The organism is Shewanella pealeana ATCC 700345, assembly GCF_000018285.1.
Lineage (GTDB): Bacteria > Pseudomonadota > Gammaproteobacteria > Enterobacterales > Shewanellaceae > Shewanella > Shewanella pealeana.
The window spans coordinates 2716783-2735739 of the sequence record NC_009901.1 but is presented as its reverse complement, the minus strand read 5'-3'; the positions used below and the strand labels follow the sequence as shown (position 1 = coordinate 2735739).

13 protein-coding genes, 1 tRNA gene and 2 pseudogenes are annotated in these 18957 nt (G+C 44.1%); 11 read left to right on the top strand and 5 right to left on the bottom strand.

Annotated elements, in window-relative coordinates; genetic code table 11:
* Nucleotides 1-329 precede the first annotated feature (329 nt).
* Together ansA and sppA are read right to left on the bottom strand one after the other, a co-directional pair.
* Nucleotides 330-1346, bottom strand: coding sequence for an asparaginase (gene ansA, locus SPEA_RS11830; protein WP_012155490.1), 1017 nt, complete (start codon nucleotides 1344-1346; stop codon nucleotides 330-332).
* A gap of 303 nt (nucleotides 1347-1649) precedes the next feature.
* Nucleotides 1650-3491 (bottom strand): signal peptide peptidase SppA, encoded by a 1842-nt coding sequence (gene sppA / locus SPEA_RS11825; protein WP_012155489.1) that lies wholly within the window; start codon nucleotides 3489-3491, stop codon nucleotides 1650-1652.
* Between the two features lie 155 nt (nucleotides 3492-3646).
* Between sppA and SPEA_RS11820 the strand changes: the two genes are divergently transcribed.
* Together SPEA_RS11820 and SPEA_RS11815 are read left to right on the top strand one after the other, a co-directional pair.
* Nucleotides 3647-5662 carry an oxidoreductase gene (locus SPEA_RS11820; protein ID WP_012155488.1) on the top strand — a complete coding sequence of 672 codons (2016 nt, stop codon included), beginning with the start codon at nucleotides 3647-3649 and terminating at the stop codon, nucleotides 5660-5662.
* 292 nt (nucleotides 5663-5954) lie between these two features.
* Nucleotides 5955-6317 carry a YgiW/YdeI family stress tolerance OB fold protein gene (locus tag SPEA_RS11815; RefSeq protein ID WP_012155487.1) on the top strand — a complete coding sequence of 121 codons (363 nt, stop codon included), beginning with the start codon at nucleotides 5955-5957 and terminating at the stop codon, nucleotides 6315-6317.
* A 959-nt stretch (nucleotides 6318-7276) separates the two neighbouring features.
* Here the strand turns inward: SPEA_RS11815 and SPEA_RS11800 are convergent.
* Nucleotides 7277-7567: an AbiU2 domain-containing protein gene (locus SPEA_RS11800; protein WP_012155486.1), complete on the bottom strand. Its 291-nt coding sequence runs from the start codon at nucleotides 7565-7567 to the stop codon at nucleotides 7277-7279.
* Nucleotides 7568-8274: 707 nt separating this feature from the next.
* Here SPEA_RS11800 and SPEA_RS11795 point away from each other — a divergent pair.
* Nucleotides 8275-8613: a hypothetical protein gene (locus tag SPEA_RS11795; protein ID WP_041410936.1), complete on the top strand. Its 339-nt coding sequence runs from the start codon at nucleotides 8275-8277 to the stop codon at nucleotides 8611-8613.
* A gap of 161 nt (nucleotides 8614-8774) precedes the next feature.
* Here SPEA_RS11795 and msrA read toward each other — a convergent pair whose 3' ends face one another.
* Nucleotides 8775-9254 (bottom strand): peptide-methionine (S)-S-oxide reductase MsrA, encoded by a 480-nt coding sequence (gene msrA, locus SPEA_RS11790; protein WP_012155484.1) that lies wholly within the window; start codon nucleotides 9252-9254, stop codon nucleotides 8775-8777.
* A gap of 260 nt (nucleotides 9255-9514) precedes the next feature.
* Between msrA and astE the strand changes: the two genes are divergently transcribed.
* The 8 genes and pseudogenes from astE to SPEA_RS11755 all read left to right on the top strand — a co-directional run bounded on the left by astE (nucleotide 9515) and on the right by SPEA_RS11755 (nucleotide 18174).
* Nucleotides 9515-10552 carry a succinylglutamate desuccinylase gene (gene astE, locus SPEA_RS11785; RefSeq protein WP_012155483.1) on the top strand — a complete coding sequence of 346 codons (1038 nt, stop codon included), beginning with the start codon at nucleotides 9515-9517 and terminating at the stop codon, nucleotides 10550-10552.
* 182 nt (nucleotides 10553-10734) lie between these two features.
* Complete coding sequence (locus SPEA_RS11780; protein ID WP_012155482.1) at nucleotides 10735-11913, top strand: thiamine pyrophosphate-dependent dehydrogenase E1 component subunit alpha; 1179 nt, start codon at nucleotides 10735-10737, stop codon at nucleotides 11911-11913.
* Between the two features lie 3 nt (nucleotides 11914-11916).
* A complete protein-coding gene (locus SPEA_RS11775; RefSeq protein WP_012155481.1) occupies nucleotides 11917-12894 on the top strand; it encodes an alpha-ketoacid dehydrogenase subunit beta in 978 nt (325 codons plus the stop codon).
* 9 nt (nucleotides 12895-12903) lie between these two features.
* Nucleotides 12904-13135, top strand: a pseudogene (locus tag SPEA_RS23510) (biotin/lipoyl-containing protein); the annotation flags it as partial.
* Nucleotides 13136-13269: 134 nt separating this feature from the next.
* Nucleotides 13270-14526 (top strand): annotated as a pseudogene (locus SPEA_RS11770) (dihydrolipoyllysine-residue acetyltransferase); the annotation flags it as partial.
* Nucleotides 14527-14655: 129 nt separating this feature from the next.
* A complete protein-coding gene (gene nadA / locus SPEA_RS11765) occupies nucleotides 14656-15723 on the top strand; it encodes a quinolinate synthase NadA (protein ID WP_012155479.1) in 1068 nt (355 codons plus the stop codon).
* Between the two features lie 188 nt (nucleotides 15724-15911).
* On the top strand, nucleotides 15912-17906 hold the full coding sequence (locus SPEA_RS11760) for a methyl-accepting chemotaxis protein (RefSeq protein ID WP_012155478.1): 1995 nt from the start codon (nucleotides 15912-15914) through the stop codon (nucleotides 17904-17906).
* 178 nt (nucleotides 17907-18084) lie between these two features.
* A tRNA-Ser gene (locus tag SPEA_RS11755) sits at nucleotides 18085-18174 on the top strand.
* A 98-nt stretch (nucleotides 18175-18272) separates the two neighbouring features.
* Here SPEA_RS11755 and SPEA_RS11750 read toward each other — a convergent pair.
* The gene (locus tag SPEA_RS11750; protein ID WP_150102224.1) at nucleotides 18273-18911 is read right to left on the bottom strand and encodes a sulfotransferase; all 639 of its coding nucleotides are present in this window, start codon (nucleotides 18909-18911) and stop codon (nucleotides 18273-18275) included.
* Nucleotides 18912-18957 lie beyond the last annotated feature (46 nt).

Genomic DNA, 18957 nt, shown 5'->3' with positions numbered 1-18957 from the left:
GATTTGGTCGCTCAGCGAGAGTTTAGCGGCACTGAGGCAAGGCAACGAGTGAAGAGCATAGTTATTCTACGTTTAAGCTCGTTAACACAGTATCAGAGCCGCTAAAACTCGCCATTCTGGAGCGTTTTTGGCTGCCTACTTCTACGTTGAACAACTTCACAAGGGAACAACCATTCTGTCAGTTATTCACCTTGAATTAGTTTGCCAAAAAACGCTCTGAGTAGATCAACTTCTTATACTGATTGGTATAAGATAAACATCGCTAACAAAAAAGCCCAGGCAAAATGCTTGGGCTTTCTTTTATGCTGTCACGGCCTGACACTATTTGGCTAGTCGGCGGTTAACTCACCTGCAATAGAAACCTTCATCGCAGCGCGGATCTCATCAGGGGTCATGTCGGTAGACAATAAATAGTGCAATTTAGTCAGTGTAGCCTCTGTTGTCATATCGTAACCACTGGTAACTCCTGCTTCGGCAAGTGCGTTACCTGTGGCGTAGCCATCCATATTAACCCGCCCCTGCAAGCACTGAGTGAGGTTAACTATGACAATGCCGCGCTCATGAGCTTGCTTGAGGGTTTTTAACAGCTCGGGTGTTTGTGGTGCATTGCCGACACCAAAAGTCAGTAAGATGAGTGCTTTAACGGGTTGAAGCAATATGTTCTCAAAGATCTCTGTGTTGATCCCTGGATAAAGCGTTACAACACCGATAGGTTGCGGGCTAATTTTGGCGACCTGAAGCTCAAGCTTTGGATCAAACTTTGCGCGTTTACCTGCATGCCAGCGAATTTTAATGCCAGCCTCTAATAGAAGCGGGAAGTTCGGTGATGCAAAGGCATTGAAGCCATCGGCATGGACCTTGGTGGTGCGGTTACCTCTAAAGAGTTTGTTATTAAAGAATAGGCAAACTTCGGCAACTGGATAGTTGGCCGCGATATACAAGGCGTTGAGTAAATTGGTTTGTCCATCTGAACGCAATTGGGCAAGAGGGATTTGCGAACCGGTTACGATGACAGGCTTTTGTAAGCCTTGTAGCATAAAAGAGAGCGCTGATGCGGTGAAAGCCATGGTGTCGGTACCATGGAGAATAACGAAACCATCATACTGATCGTATTTTGCTTTAATATCATTGGCAATCATTTGCCAATCGGTTGGTTTCATATTCGCAGAGTCGATAAGAGGCGAATATTCATTAATGACAAAGTCTGGCATTTCGTCATGATAAAACTCAGGCATAGCTTTAACGCAGCCTGTGAGGAAATTTGCAACAGGTGCGAAACCATGATCGGTTTTTTGCATACCGATTGTACCGCCAGTGTAGGCTACATAGATAGATCGTTTTGTCATTGGATTTTGTTTTTTAGTTCTGGATTAAAGCAGGGTGCATGGATTATATACCCAAAGTGACAGTAGATGCAGGCTATATGGCTCAATAATCCTAAGTAAGGCACACTAAAATATTGTGTTGTTCAACTCGGTAGTTAAATCCTCTGATACTGAGGTTGAAGAGATGAAACCATATGTAGCAAGTTTGCTATAAGTACGCTTTTTAGCGTGGTTGGTAGCATTTGGTGTAGGAGAGTGGATTTGAAAATAAATATGCCCAGCATTTGCCGGGCATATTTTGTTAACTGTAACCTTAATTAGTAATTAAAAGTTACAGGTATCGCAATAAAGATAAACACCATTTGGATCATCGAAAGCTTTAAACTCTTCAACCACACCAGACCATTGACTAAGGATGGTTTCAAGTAGGCTCGATTGAGTGACGCTCGGTGGTAGATGGCTCGAAGCCGTAGCGAACATCTCTTGAATGAATTGCTCTTGTGGAGACAACTCTCTCTCAATCACCTCGGTATCAAAGGTATCGAGAGAAGCCATTTCAGCAGCCTTGGTTACCGCATCTTGCAACTCACCTAAACCATCGACGAGTCCTAGCTCTAATGCCTTACGACCGGTCCACACTCGACCCTGAGCGATGCTATCAACCTGATCTAAGCTCATATCACGCTCTTTAGCGACTAACGAGATAAAGTCGTAGTATCCACGTTCAATATGGCGCTGAATGACAGCTTGGATCTGAGGTGAAAGGCCTTTAGTCACAGAGAAGCCTGCCCACTCAGAAGTACCGACACCATCTGTATGAACCCCAATGCTTGCTAATGAGTCTTCAAAGGTAGTGATCATACCGAAGATCCCAATTGAGCCAGTGAGCGTTGTTGGCGTTGCATAAATATAGTCTGCACTGGCAGAGATCCAGTATCCACCCGATGCAGCGTAGCTGCCCATGCTGACAACGACAGGCTTGTTAGCCGCCTTAAGTGCAAGGACTTCTTGTCTGATCTGCTCGGAAGCAAAGGCACTACCACCTGGGCTGTCGACTCTGAGTACAACCGCTTTTATCGAATCATCGAAACGGGCTTTTCGAAGTAGCTCAGATGTACTGTCGCCACCAATTTGTCCGGCAGGCTGTGAACCATTTAAGATATTACCCTTTGCGACAATGATGCCAACTTGATCGTTTAAGGATAATGAAGGATGAGCTTGAGTCACAGACAGATAATCATAAAAATCGATATGTTTGTAGCTGTTACCATCGCTAGACTTGCCGACGGCATCCACCATCGAAAGCCTAAACTCTTCAGCAGACTTAAGACCATCGACCCATTTCATATTAACAGCCATATCAGCCGACTTACCGTCCGCTTTATCAAGCTGGGCGAGGTAATCATCGGCACTTAGGGATAAGTCGTTGCTATTAATGCCACGGTTAGCCGCAACTGTGTCAGCGTAGCTTCGCCATAAATCGTTTAATAGTACTAAGTTAGCTTCTTTAGCTTCATCAGACATATCATCACGAATAAAAGGTTCTACCGCAGACTTGAAAGTACCGACTCTAAACACGTGAGCATTGATCTTAAGCTTCTCTAATGCAGATTTAAAATAGAGACGATAGCGGCCCAGACCTTCAATTTCGACACTCCCTTGAGGGTTTAGATAGACTTTGTCTGCAAAGCTCGCAAGAAAATAGTGATTTTGACCATACCAATTGCCATTGGCGACAACAGTTTTGCCAGTGGCCTTGAATGAATCAATCGCGTTACCAATAGATTGCAGCTTGCTTATACCTGTACCGCGCAACATGCCTAAATCTAATACCAGTTGACTAATACGTTCATCAGAAGCAGCGTTATCTATCACGTATAGCACATCAGAAAGTAAAATTTCGCCGCTTCCATCGGCTTCATTGCCACTTTTCATCGCCGCTTCGATAGGATCGACTTGACGTTTTTGGTCAACAATTGTGCCAGATAGATTGAGCACCAGTGCGGCACCATTTTCAACTTCTACACCATCGTCGGTGCTAAGACTTACGATGATAAGGGCAATGACACCGAAGAAGATAAGATTAAGGAAAAGCTTTCTTAATCCATTAACGGTATTCCAAATAAGGAGGAATATCCTTTTAAAAATTGAGGGTTTAGTGGGCATTAGCCACTCCTTTCTAGCTTAGTTGGCATAATGCTAACTGAAAACCGTCATGAAAGGAAAACTCAATTGTAAAGGAATCTATTCATACACTTATTGAGGTTATTGTTTACACAGGGTATGCTGGATTAAATCACTTGTTTAAAAAGGATGTTTGAATGTCGTTTCCGCATTTATTAGAACCCTTAGATCTGGGATTTACCCAGTTAAAAAACCGAGTATTGATGGGCTCAATGCATACAGGTTTGGAAGAAGAAAAGGGCGGCTTTGAGAAACTGGCAGCGTTTTATAAAGAGCGCGCATTAGGTGGCGTAGGTCTTATTGTGACAGGTGGCATATCGCCAAACCTACGGGGGCGTTTAGCACCTAATGCCTGCCAACTTAGTTTTCCGTGGCAGGTTAAGAAACATACCAAAGTGACTCAAGCCGTGCATGAGGCTGGCGGCAAAATTTGTATGCAACTCTTGCATGCCGGTCGCTACGGCTACCATCCTTTCTCTAGTGCACCGAGTAAGATTAAATCGCCTATTACCCCATTTACACCATCGGCTATGTCTGCAAGACAGGTTAACGGGACAATCAAAGATTATGCCACCAGCGCAGCTCTAGCAAAAAAGGCGGGTTATGATGGTGTAGAGGTGATGGGAAGCGAAGGTTACTTGATAAACCAGTTTATCAGCTCTCGTACTAATAAACGTACCGATAAGTGGGGCGGGGCTTTTGAAAATCGTGCCCAATTCCCGATCGAAATTGTTAAAAAAATTCGAGAAAAAGTCGGCTCTGACTTTATCATTATTTTTAGATTATCTATGTTAGATCTTGTCGATAACGGTTCGACTTGGGAAGAGGTGGTGCAGCTGGCTAAATGGCTAGAACAAGCTGGCGTGACCATTATCAACACAGGTATTGGTTGGCATGAGGCTCGTGTACCGACCATTGCCACGAGCGTACCGCGCGGCGCCTTTGCTTGGGTGACTGAGCGTTTGATGAAAGAGATGTCAATTCCGCTTATTGCCACTAACCGAATTAACACACCTGAAATAGCCGAGCACATTATCTCATCGGGTCAGGCCGACATGGTGTCGATGGCGAGGCCTTTCCTTGCTGATGCCGAGTTTGTCAATAAAGCAGCTGCCAATACACCTGAACTGATTAATACCTGTATTGGTTGTAACCAAGCCTGCTTGGACCATAGTTTTGCCCTTAAACGTGCAACTTGTCTTGTTAACCCTAGAGCTTGTTATGAAACCGAGCTTAACTTCACGCCGGTACAAAAGAAGAAGCGTATTGCGGTTATGGGCGCTGGTCCAGCCGGTATGGCATTTTCTATTTATGCGGCGAGTCGTGGCCATGAAGTGGTGTTATTTGAAGCGAAAGCTGAAGTTGGTGGTCAGTTTAACCTAGCTCGTAAGATCCCGGGGAAAGAAGAGTTTAACGAAACAATTCGATACTTCCTTAATCAGATTAAGCTACATAAGGTGGAACTTCGCTTAAACACTCGTCTCGATGCCAGTGTGGTACGTGATGAGAAGTTTGATGAAATCGTTATGTCTAGTGGTGTAAAACCAAGACCTATTGAGTTACCTGGTTTCGATAACCCTAAGGTGGTTGATTACCAGAAGGTGCTCAATGGCGAAGTCGAAATTGGTCAGAAGGTCGCGTTAATCGGTGCGGGAGGCATAGGTTTTGATATGGCTCACTTCCTGTGTGAGTCTGAGTCTTCAACACTGGATCTTAATCGCTGGTTAAAGCAGTGGGGGATAGATAAAGACTATAAAGAGCCTGGTGGACTCACAGTCCCAGTTACTGAAGATAAACACAGACAAGTGTATCTGCTACAGCGTAAATCGACCAAGATGGGCAAGGGGCTTGGCAAAACCACCGGTTGGATCCATCGATCGGTGCTGAAGCAGCATCATGTAATAATGAAAACAGGCGTTAGCTACGAGAAATTCGACCAGCTAGGCCTACACATTAGCATCGATGGTAAAAGCGAGGTATTGGATGTCGATAATGTCATCTTATGTGCTGGGCAAGTATCAAATACCGAACTTGTTGATGAGATGAAGTCTACAGGCATTCCAGTTCACCTTATTGGCGGTGTCGATGTGGCTGCCGAACTCGATGCCAAGCGCGCTATTCGTCAAGGTGCGGAGCTTGCTATCGCGCTGTAAGAGTAAGGTAAAACCGTAAATATGAAACCTGCCGCAGTAAATAACTGGGCAGGTTTTTTTATTGGGTATTACTGTCGCAGTGTTGTTCCTGTTCGAATCGATTTCTTAGCCACTTTTAGCTCAAGAATGCTCTGTAGATAAAACTCATATTTTGTGGCGGAACAAGTAATTAGTTTATATCCAAAACCAGAATTCACACTTTCTTCACGGCGTGTCCGCTATGGTGTTGATATTAAATACAGCATTAAAATTAGTATGTACTACAGTATTAATTCATAGAGGAAGTAATGACATGAAAAACGTATTATTAGTAAGTGCATTGATATTATCATCATCAAGTGCGTTCGCAGCTCAAGCTCATGAGCAAAAAGGCGGATTTATTGGTCCGAGTAACGTAAAGGTTCAGACTGTTGCAGTGGCTTTAGAAGCGAAAGATGATACTCCTGTGACATTAACGGGCTATATAGTGTCAGGCTTAGGTGATGAAGAGTATACGTTCAGGGATGATACTGGTGAGATCATCATTGAGATTGACGATCATGATTGGAACGGCGTCGAAGCAACACCTGAAACTAAAGTGGTAATTCAAGGTGAAATTGATAGCGGTTGGTCTTATTCAACGATTGATGTGGATACCGTTCAATTAGCTAAGTAACTCTGTATTACCTATAGCAATAGGGAAGCTTCGATTTGAGCTGTAGCGGCCGCTCCCTAGTAGCACCATACGCAGAATGTGATGCTGGAGCCGAACTTGCCAAGTTTGTTCTTGATATATTAAAGCCCATTACGCATCAATGGGCTTTAACTCAAGCGGCACGCAGTAACAGCCTCTTACCGATTAGCCTGTTTGATTTATCAAATAGTAAGGCACGCAGCTTATATTTGGATTAAAGCGATTCACCACGGCGAATATGGTGAATGTGCTAATAAGCAAGAGCTAGGAATCGCTAACTGGCCGTTAAACACGGATGTTATTGGAACACTGAGGACACGAAGAAAGCCAATAATGAGCAGTAATTTCAGATGTCGCTACTTCTGTGGGATGCTATAAAGCCGTCCTTGGCCCCTCTGCGGTTTCATCCTTGAAACCGAAGCCCACAGCCACACTGACATCTGACTATTCACCTATCCGAATTAGCGGATTCAGATGTTACAAATTCATTTTTGGACAGAAACGCGTTAGAGCTAAAGCTCTGGAAGTAATGATTGGTATTAGGGAAGTATGACAATCAAGTATGCGGTAACGTTAGCATAACGGGCGTTTACTAGCCCAAACTGATTGAATCGTCCAAATCACCGACTTTTACAAAATGCGACACGAGTAAACGTCCCGTTCATGCTTTTGTTAGGTCTTTAATTTCCTTAGGACTTTTAGAGTTGACTCCGCAAACGCACCATCAGGGTGTTGTTGCGTATTCAATGATAGGTAACGGAGTACCATATAGTAAGATTCGCGTACCGTTAAAATCAGATCTCTTATATCGTTTGGGCTAATGGAATTGGCTTTCAAAACGGATTTGTCAGTATAGGTTGTATCTATGTGAGCGACTATTTTACTCCGGATATCTAGCAGTTTTCTGACACTATCCTCATGGAGTTTAAGATTTTCATTGATCAAATCAGAGGCTTGTTTGTGCCATTTTCACTTAAATTGGCTTTTAGAGCCCGAATGCTTGATGAGCGACTATCTGGATCAAAAATGCGCCCTAACGCCAAAAACATTGATAAGCTGTGAGCTTCATATGAAGCGTGTAAATAGTAGTTATAGTCCTCAGAATCAAATTCAGACTTAAACTCTGTACGATTTCCAGAATAACCAAGCTCCCACCAGATCTCCCAGTGTCTAACAGCCTCATCAATTGAGACTTTTAGATCGTTTAGAATCTTTATTGTAGTTTGGTTCATTGTTACCTAGACCTAACATTTTAATATGACGCTCGCGCGTTTTGTCGATGATTGTCGGAAAAATACGCACTACATTATTCAATAAAACTCAATTATTAACAATGCATCAAACGTCATTATTAATAATTGTATCCAATACGCCTCTGGTAAAAGTGCGCTCGCCTGTTATCCCGCAAAAAACGAGAATGCACAAATATATCTTTATGATTTTTTGGCATTACCTCTTACATACCCAAGGGTACATGTGCATCACTGCTATTAAAGTGAGCTATAAAACCCTAACCAGTACGATGTAACTGTACAAAAACGTAGTTCTTCTAAGCTAGATTTCAAACCACTACGCCCAATGAGTACACCAATTATCGAGTGTAGATACGGCTGAAGCCGTCGGAAACAGGGATGTTTTCGTTGAGCCTACAAGGACGTACTAGCGGCGCGCTTCAGCAGTGTCTGCACATACCCCGCAGGAGGCGATTGATAACTACTTAGCTACAAGTTCAAACGGGCTATCCCATAGCAACGATACCAAAGATAATGTAACCAACCTTCATTCGAAGGCTAACTCACTTTGGGGCCAAAGTGAGTTTCAAGTTGCCTAGTGAATGTCCGGAAATGGCACAGAATTACTGCCTTTAGCAACTAAATCTCTACTACGTTCTTGCTCTGATAGTGATAGAATCTCCGCATCAGAATTACCGAGAAACTCTATGTATATCCATCATGTTAACGGCATCGACTGGCTGGTGATTACAGCTTTTGAAGAACTGAAAACTTTATTTATCGAAGAAGCCGGTGGGATCCCATTTTGCTTCTCTACCGCCAGCGAATTGAACCTGATTGCTCAAGCCAAGCGCACTTATGGATATTTGCCTACCCTCAGCGGCGTAATCACCGATACCGGCATTTATCAAAGTAAGGATAACGAAGAAGATTTGCACCCACAGCTTGCCTGCCTAGTTGAGGGGCGTGGTCGGGTATTTATCTATCACGGCGGCTTTGTGGCTTTTGTGGATGACGAGCAAACCTTTATTACTCAAATTGAATAACGATAACTCTTGTGATGATTTTTTAATGGCTAAAGTTGATAAACAGGCAAATGTAGTTCCTGCACACAGTCATGAGTTTCATTATGGAACCTTGAGTGCTTTTCTTTGCGCTTTATATAAATGAGTACGTAATATCAATTATGACTCGTTGTTTATCGGTGTTAATAACTGATATGACAGCTAGGCAATTCATTTTTAGCTAAGTAATCTTGATGATACGCTTCAGCCTGATGAAACTGCTGACAAGGTACAACTTCAGTGACTATCTGGCGTGAGCCCCATTTTGCACTTTTGATGAGTGCTAATTTGGCAACTTCGGCCTGATGCTTCTGTTGTTTATCATGAAAAAAAACAGCGCTTCTATACTGGCTACCAATATCACCACCTTGTTGATTCAATGTGGTGGGATTGTGGTTCTGCCAAAAAACCTCCAGTAAGCGTTGGTAACTCACAATGTTAGGGTCGTACTCCACTTGCACAACCTCTGCGTGACCAGTGGTACCCGTTTTGACTTCTGCGTAGCGGGTGTAGCTGTCTTTGCCGCCCATATATCCGCACGTACAGTCAATGACACCTTCAACTTCTCTGAAAAAGTATTCAACTCCCCAAAAACACCCTGCGCCGAATGTTGCCAATGCCATTACTGTCTCCTCAATAAATTATCACAAATAGCCGTTTGGATGGCTAGATGTCTTTATCTTGTTTTATTTTTTAGGTTTGCGCAAGTAAAAAAGCGCATAGCTGATGATTTGTTGTACTACAGGGGCTAAAAAGGCTACGAGATACAGCTGTCAAATATGCTACTATCGCTGACAGAATTAGCGAAGCTAGGTGTTACAAATACCCGTGGTATTTGAAATTTCTGCCAAATAAAGCTGACATGAATAATAAGGAGTAGTTTGTGTTTCAACAATTGAAACAGTCTAAGGACTTTTTAGCGTTAACCCTCGCGCATCCACAATACTTAACAGAAAGTTTTGAATTTGATCTTGCTAACCAAGTCCATGTAGAGGTTTGGGATACAGGCGTTATCATGTTCGAGCCTTTAGGCGTTAAACACACTAAAGATCTCGTCTTATCTTGTGCCGTTCACGGTAATGAGACTGCGCCTATTGAATTGTGTAACGACCTAATGACACAATTACTTGATGAACAACTTGTTCTCAAGCAAAGAGTATTATTTCTTATCGGTAATCCTCCCGCCATTCATAATGGCACACGTTTTATCGATGAAAACCTTAATCGGTTATTTAATGGTGCTCATTCACGTGGAGAGGGGCTTTGTAACCCTGAGCGAGTGAGAGCACAAAAGCTTGAGCAATATGTCGACAAGTTTTTCAGCGCCCATTCGGGAGAGCGTCATCGAATGCATTACGATTTACATACTGCAATTCGGGCCTCTAAGCATGAGAAGTTTGCTATTTACCCCTATCGTGGTAATAGAAAGTACAGCAAAGAACAGATTATGTTTCTCGAATCCTGCGGCGTGAATACCATTTTATTCCACCATGAGCCAACCACGACCTTTAGTTATTTCTCTTCTGAAAATTATCATGCAGATGCCTTTACTATCGAACTAGGTAAAGTGTTCCCTATGGGACAAAATGATATGACTCGTTTTATCGCGATGAAAGAGATGCTAACTCTATTGATGTGTGGCGAAGAGCTTAAATTACCAAGTTTTGATATGAAGCGTTTAAACCTTTATCAAGTTTGTCGTTCGGTAAACAAACGATACGACGACTTTGAATTTACTTTCACCAACGATGTCGAAAACTTTACCGCTTTCCCTAGAGGCTACACTTTAGCGAAAGAGGGCGGTTTTGAGGTGAAAGTTGAGCATGAGTTTGAATCCATTGTATTCCCCAATGCTAAGGTGCCAGTAGGGCAGCGGACAGTCTTATGTTTAAAGTCCGCAGATGAAAGTCGTTTAGACTAGATTCGAACTGAATAACTGTGCATGTAAACCAATATATACATGCACAGAGATGCTTAGTTGTCGTTTCAATGATGGGAAGTATTGAGAGTTAGTTTACGTTAACGTAATGTTCTTCCCGCGTATTAAAATAGAATGGTGCTGTATTTATCGTTTAACGGCACCCTCAATAACAAGAGCACATTATGAGCAACGCAACAACGAATGCTGAAACAGTCCATCGCGTGAGCTTTTTAGATAAAGACTCACTCGCGATCCCCATTTTAAAAATTCTCCAAGCGGACGGTACCGCTTATGAAGAGGCCGTATTACCCGTTATCGATGAAGCTTTAGCGGCTAAAATCCATGATACCTGCGTATTTACCCGTGTATTAGACGAGCGTATGTTGGGGGCGCAGCGTCAAGGTCGTATTAGCTTTTATATGACCTGTACTGGTGAAGAGGCGTCGATAATAGGCAGCACTGCAGCACTCGATGATGGTGATGTGATCTTGGCTCAGTACCGTGAACATGCTGCGATTCGTTACCGCGGATTTACCACTGAGCAGTTTATGAATCAGATGTTCAGTAATGAAAAAGATTTTGGCAAGGGCCGCCAGATGCCGATCCATTACGGCAGTGAAGCGCTTAACTATCAAACTATTTCATCTCCGCTTGCCACACAGATCCCTCAAGCTACAGGTGTTGCATATAGCCTAAAAATGCAGGGTAAGCGTAATGTAGCAATCTGTTATTTTGGTGAAGGCGCAGCCTCAGAAGGCGATTTTCACGCCGGTCTAAATATGGCAGCAGTGCTCAATTCTCCAGTTATTTTCTTTTGCCGTAATAACGGTTACGCCATCTCAACACCTACTGATGAACAGTTTAAAGGTAACGGTATTGCTAGCCGCGGTGTGGGCTATGGCATGCATACCATTCGTGTCGATGGTAACGACATGTTGGCAGTATTAGCGGCAACTCAACAGGCTCGCGCCTATGCGTTAGACAATAATGCCCCTGTTTTGATTGAAGCCATGACTTATCGATTAGGTGCTCATTCATCATCTGATGATCCTTCTGGCTATCGCTCGAAAGATGAAGAGGCAAAATGGCAGCAGCATGATCCAGTTAAACGTTTCAAGCTATGGATGATCAATAAGGGCTGGATGAATGAGCAGCGCGATGCCGATCTCTATGTTAAGTACCGTGAAGAGGTGCTATCTGAGCTTAAGGTTGCTGAAAAAATTCCAACTCCTCATATCGATAACATTATCGAAGATGTATATGACACACCAACCCCAATTCTGAAGAAGCAGCTAGCTGACTTAAAAAACCATGTTAAGAAGTATCCAGAATCGTATCCAAAAAGTGCAGGGAGAGTATAAGCCGTGGCTCAGATGAATATGTTGCAAGCCATTAACCAAGCCCTAAGCTCGGAAATGGAAGCGGATAAAAAAATGATGGTGTTCGGCGAAGACGTCGGCCACTTTGGTGGGGTATTTAGAGCAACTTCGGGCCTACAGGAAAAGTTTGGCCGTGAGCGTTGCTTCAATACACCGTTAACCGAGCAGGGCATTGCCGGTTTCGCCAATGGCTTAGCCTCGAACGGCATGACGGCGGTGGCTGAAATTCAGTTTGCCGATTATATCTTTCCTGCCATCGATCAGATAGTGAATGAGAGTGCCAAGTTCCGTTACCGCAGCGGTAACGAGTTTAATGTTGGCGGCCTTACTTTTAGAACACCTTACGGCGGCGGTATTGCAGGTGGTCATTATCACTCGCAATCACCAGAAGCCTATTTTACCCAAACACCGGGTCTCAAAGTTGTCGTTCCACGTAACCCTGAGCAGGCAAAAGGGCTGTTAATCGCCTCTATTCGTGATAAAAACCCGGTGATATTTTTTGAGCCAAAGCGCTTATACCGTGCATCGGTGGGTGAAGTGCCTGAGGGCGACCATGTTATCGAACTCGGTAAAGCCGAAGTTATCAAACAAGGTACAGACATCACCTTACTTGGCTGGGGCGCACAGATGGAAATCTTAGAAAACGCCGCAGAGATGGCAGCGAAGAAAGGGATCTCCTGTGAAATTATCGATTTAAGAACCTTGTCCCCATGGGATGTTGACACGGTAGCAGCATCGGTTAAAAAGACTGGGCGTCTATTGATCAATCATGAGGCGCCGTTAACGGGTGGCTTTGCCGGTGAGATCGCCGCGACAATTCAAGAAGAGTGTTTCTTATATCTTGAGTCGCCGATAGCGCGAGTGTGTGGTCTAGATACGCCGTATCCTTTGATCCACGAAAAAGAATATATGCCAGATGCGTTAAAGACGTTTGAAGCGATTAAAGCTTCGGTAAAATTTTAGGAGCCAGCCATGATTAAAGAATTTATCCTTCCGGATATCGGCGAAGGCGTTGTCGAATGTGAGCTGGTTGAATGGTTAGTACAAGAGGGTGACAGTGTTGTTGAAGATCAACCTATCGCCGATGTCATGACCGATAAGGCCTTAGTACAAATTCCAGCACCAAATGCAGGAGTGATCACTAAGCTCTATTACGCTAAGGGCGAGATTGCTAAGGTGCACGCGCCGCTTTACTCGGTGGATGTTGAAGGCGAAGCTGACACTGGCGGTCAAGCTACGGCTTCTCAAAATACAGCGACTGAAGACGCCGCTATCTCTGAGGTCGAATCAGAGTCTGGTTCAGATAATCAAATCTCGCAGAGCGTAACGCCTGGCACGACTATCGAAGAGTTTTTACTCCCCGATATTGGCGAAGGGATCGTTGAGTGTGAGTTGGTCGAGTGGCTAGTGAGCGAAGGTGATACCGTTGTTGAAGATCAGCCGATAGCCGATGTCATGACTGATAAGGCTTTAGTGCAGATACCGGCGATTAAAAACGGCAAAATTGTAAAGCTGCGTGTTCGTAAGGGGCAGCTTGCAAAAGTGCACGCTCCGCTGTTTGCCATTGAAGTCGAGGCCGAGGTTGGAGCTGGAGAGCTGCAAGCAGCGTCTCCTCTAATTCCAGAGTCTGGTTCATCGAGTCAATCTCTCGAGGCAACGCCACAAGGAAAAGCCTTAGCAAGTCCAGCAGTTCGCCGCTTAGCGCGCTCATTGGATCTCGATATTTCAACAATTTCGGGTTCAGGTAAAAATGGCCGCGTCTATAAAGAAGATGTTGAACGTCATCATGCCAATGGTGGCCAGTCAAATATCTCGGTAACGCAAAAGTCTGTTGCAGCTCCTGCAGTTTCAAATCCTGCAGCTGTTATTGAGCAACCAAGCCATCGCCAAGCCGATAGGGTGGAGCCGATAAAAGGCGTTCGTGCGGTCATGGCGAAGATGATGAGCGAATCGGTTTCGACGATTCCGCATTTCACCTACTGTGAAGAATTTGATTTAACTGAATTAGTCGCACTTCGTGAAAGCGTGAAGAAAAAGTATTCGACCGATGAGCTTAAACTCACCATGATGCCTTTCTTCATGAAGTCTATGTCACTGGCGCTATCACAGTTCCCAGATATGAATAGCCGTGTGAACGGCGATTGCACCGAGCAGACCTATTTGGCGAGCCACAATATCGGCATGGCTGTTGACTCTAAGGTCGGCTTACTCGTGCCTAACGTCAAAGATGTGCAAGATAAAACAATCTTGCAAATCGCTGCTGAGATCACTCGTCTAACCACCGCTGCGAGAAGCGGCCGCGTATCGCCGAATGATTTGAAAGGAGGAAGTATCTCCATTTCAAATATTGGCGCCTTGGGTGGTACGGTGGCCACGCCTATCATCAATAAACCTGAAGTTGCGATTGTTGCCTTAGGTAAATTGCAAGTTCTGCCACGTTTTAACGACAAAGGCGAAGTTGAAGCACGCAAGATTATGCAGGTGAGCTGGTCTGGGGATCATCGTGTTATCGACGGCGGCACCATTGCACGCTTCTGTAATCTGTGGAAGCTGTACCTTGAGCAGCCGCAAGAGATGTTGTTAGCGATGCAGTAATCGATATAGGACTCCTTCAAAGGCGCTAGAAATAGCGCCTTTTTTATTGGCAGCGTCGCTATAAGAGTTTTAAATTTGTGAAGTATTCCGTATAATTCCGCTAATCTGTTATTGCCCGTTGGTTGTACTATGAGCGCATTCGCCCCAATTATCGAAAATATTGATTACCCTTTTCCACCAAAGCCAGCTCCTTTATCTGAGCGAGAAAAAGCCGAATCAAAAGCAAAAATTAAGCAGCTTTTAAAAGATAAAGATGCCGTGCTTGTGGCGCACTACTATACCGACCCAGAGATCCAAGCCTTAGCCGAAGAAACGGGAGGCTGTGTTTCTGACTCGTTAGAGATGGCGCGTTTTGGTCGTGATCACCCAGCAAAGACGTTAATCGTCGCTGGCGTTAAATTTATGGGCGAAACCGCAAAAATTTTAAGTCCTGAGAAGACTATCTTGATGCCGACGCTCGAAGCGACCTGTTCTTTAGATATAGGTTGCCCAATCGAGACATTCAGTGAGTTCTGCGATGCGCACCCAGATCACACGGTAGTCGTATATGCCAATACTTCAGCGGCGGTAAAAGCCAGAGCCGACTGGGTGGTTACATCGAGCATTGCCCTTGAAATCGTTGAGCACCTAGACAGTGAAGATAAAAAGATTATCTGGGGACCAGATCGTCATTTAGGCAGCTATATCGCCAAGCAAACCGGTGCCGAGATGTTGATGTGGCAAGGCGAATGTATCGTTCATGATGAATTCCAAGCCAAAGCTTTACGTGAGCTGAAAAAGATCCATCCAAATGCCGCTGTACTGGTACATCCAGAATCTCCTGCAAGTGTGGTAGAGCTAGGCGATGCTGTGGGCTCAACAAGCCAGCTGATTAAAGCGGCGCAAACCATGGATAATGATACTTTTATCGTGGCTACCGACAAAGGGATCTTCTATAAGATGCAGCAAGCTGCACCTAATAAAAATTTAATTGCCGCACCAACGGGTGGTAATGGAGCGACTTGTAAGAGTTGTGCACATTGCCCATGGATGGCGATGAATGGCTTAAAAGCTATCGAGAGTGCGTTAGAAAACGTAGATGCGAGTCATCATGAGATATTTGTCGATGATAGTTTACGCTTAGATGCGTTAAAACCATTAGACAGAATGCTGAATTTTGCTCAGACACTGAATATGAAAGTAAAAGGCAATGCGTAAATAGCTTAACTCTTATCATAGCCACCTACATTTAGTTGGCGCATTGAGTGACTATTATAGTTTAAAGAAAAAAAGCCCGTTGATACGGGCTTTTTTTTCAAAAAATTTAAGAAATCTATTTACCTACAGTAGGTTTCGACTATGCTATTGCAACAATAAAATAATATTTAAACAGGGTTGTTTAACATATGAAGCGGACTATCATTGCTAATCTCAGCTTAAAGCAGAAGTTTTTTGTCCTTATCCTACCGCCACTCATTGCATCAGTCATTTTCGGTGGTCTCTACGCTAAAACCCAATACCAATTAAAGAGCGAGCTTACTGAGGTTTTGGTGTTAAGCGAATTGGCTGTGACCAACAGTAACTTAGTTCATGAAATCCAAAAAGAGCGAGGCATGAGTGCTGGGTTTATCGGCTCCCAAGGCCAATCGTTTTCTCAGAAACTTCCACAGCAGCATGATGCAACGGACGCTTTGCTTAACAGTTACCAGCAATTTCTTAAAAGCCATGAACTCCCAACTGCATTTGCGACACAAATTGCACGAGTAGAAAGCCTGCTTAGCCAGATCCCCGATATACGTACTCGTGTTGAAGGTTTATCTATTTCTGTCGCCGAAGAGGTAAAGTTCTACACCCAGGTTAATGCACTATTACTGAGTATTGTTGACTTGACGGCAAATAATGCCGCTAACCAAGAGATAGCTATAAGAGCTGCAGCATTTTCGGCATATTTGCAAATGAAGGAGAGAGCAGGCATAGAGCGAGCAGTACTCAGTTCAACTTTTGGCAATATGGGGTTTAAAGAAGATGTCTATCGCCGCTTTGTAACCTTAGTGGCAGAGCAGGCCAGTTATCAAGAGCGTTTCTTAGCCTTAGCCGATGAACAAAGTAAGACAAACTATCAAGCACTGTTAAATACCAATGCAGTTAAAGATGTTAACCAGTATAGAAACATCGCTTTTAAGCAGATAACTTCTGAGATTGCAGCGCAGAAAGCTGAATCCTGGTTTCAAACGTCCACCCAACGGATTGAGTTATTAAGAGAATTTGAACATGCGCTGTCAACCGAGCTTATCAATGTGACCAAGCAGCGTTTATCGGCGGCCAGCCAAAGTTTTTACATCACATTATTAGGACTGCTGTTCGGCGCAGGGATTGTACTGACTCTCTCTATCTCTGTACTGCGCTATATTCATGGCAGTGTTGCCAACTTGCACAACAGTGTCACTCGAGCTAGGGCAAACTTTGATCTTAGCATCCGTATTGATCAACAGAGTAAAGATGAATTTGGTGAGTTGGCTCTGGCCTTTAATGACATGATGTCTGACTTTGAGCGCGTGATTGAACACGTACGTATTAATTCGACCTCTTTATTGACTGCTGTCTCTCAGATGGAGCAATACTCTACTCAACTACGTCAAGATGTAGAGCTTGGCCATGGCGAAGCTGAGCAGGTTGCTTCTGCGATGACAGAGATGAGTGCCACGGTTGCCGAAATCGCTATCAATGCAGAGCGGGCATCAGAGGCCTCGACTCAGGCGAATATTGAGGCTAAAGAGGGCAATGCCGAGGTAGGGCGTACCAGTGATGCCATTGGTGTACTCGCGGGTGATATTCGTGATTCAGCACAGGCATTGCAGCAACTCGAGCAAGATATTCAAAGCATTGTCACTGTGTCAGATGTGATCAGTGGTATTGCCGACCAGACAAACCTACTGGCTCTTAATGCTGCAATCGAAGCGGCTAGAGCCGGAGAGTCAGGCAGAGGATTTGCCGTCGTCGCCGATGAGGTTCGTGGGCTCGCTCAGCGGGCACAAACGGCAACGGGTGATATTAAATCCATGACTGAACGTTTACGTAGTGGTGCTAACACTGCGGTATTGGCGATGGAGCGTGGAACTAAGCAGACCAACGAAAGTGTTGTAGAAGCAAACCGAGCCAGTAGCGAACTAGATAAAATAGTCGATCATATTGGTGTTATCGAGAGTATGAACGAGCAGATCGCAGCATCGACTCATGAGCAAACGGCCGTGGCTGAAGAAGTGAATCGAAATGCGCAGAAAATTAGCGAGATCTATCTGCAAACTCACAGCGTGGCAGATCAGCTAAGCGTTCTAACTGATAAACTCGTTGAGGACACGGCAGAGATGTCGAAAGAGGTGCAAAAATTCAAGTTAAGTTAATCCATTAACTATTTTGTGCGGAATTGGCTAGCAATTATGCAAACGTTTGAGATTACGGTAATTTGGCTTGACGCAATTGTGCCTTTTAAGTAAAGTAGCGCTCCGTTGCCAGACAAATATTCGTTAATTGATATTTTTTGGTAATCGTGGTGATTATCCACGTAAAACTGATTAGTTTGGTGAGCTGGCTGAGTGGCTGAAGGCGCACGCCTGGAAAGTGTGTTTAGGTTAATACCTAACGAGAGTTCGAATCTCTCGCTCACCGCCAAATTCTGAAAAGCCCGTTATCGAAAGATAACGGGCTTTTTGCTGTCTGTAATTCTTGCACTATCCTTTCAAGCCGGAATTTAGTTGCCAGAGCTTTTGCTAAAGCTTAGCGGCATAATCGAAAAATTTTCTGCGTAGCGGCCCTATACTATTGGCATTAACTTTATTTGGATGTTTGTGCTCTTCCCAGCAAGCCACGTTTCGTCCTATGTTTAGATGAGGAAACTGTGGGCTGCCATCGACTTCTAGCCCAAGGAAAGTAAGTAATTGACCTAGACTCTCTTCATGACTGATGTTGATCCGAATAAAATCATCACGATCGGCGAAATAATGGAGAACTTGTTGTTTATGATCTAAATAACATTTCTCTAAATGAGCTGGTTCATCAGGATTATCAGTTTTGTCTAACATAAAAGTATGGTTAAAGCTGCGCTTTAACACGGGGTTAAATGTCCCAGTCTTTAAGTCCAACTCGACTTTCATCTTGTTGATCAGCATCTGCATAGAGGGGATCCACAGAGATAGCTCTCGCTCTAGATAAACAAACTTAGCATCGGGAAATAGCTTATCTAGTTGCTGATAGTCGCTAAAGCAGGGGGCATCAGAGACAATATCGGCTAGGTTAAATGCCTGTTGTGTGTATGCTGTGTGTGCAACTTTAAAACCATAATCTAACATGGCTACACTGATACTGGTGGTGCCAGTTCGTGGTAGTCCAATAATAAAAACTTTGTTCATAACAATCCAATTAGAGTCATGCTTTGTGGCCATAGTGGCGCCAACG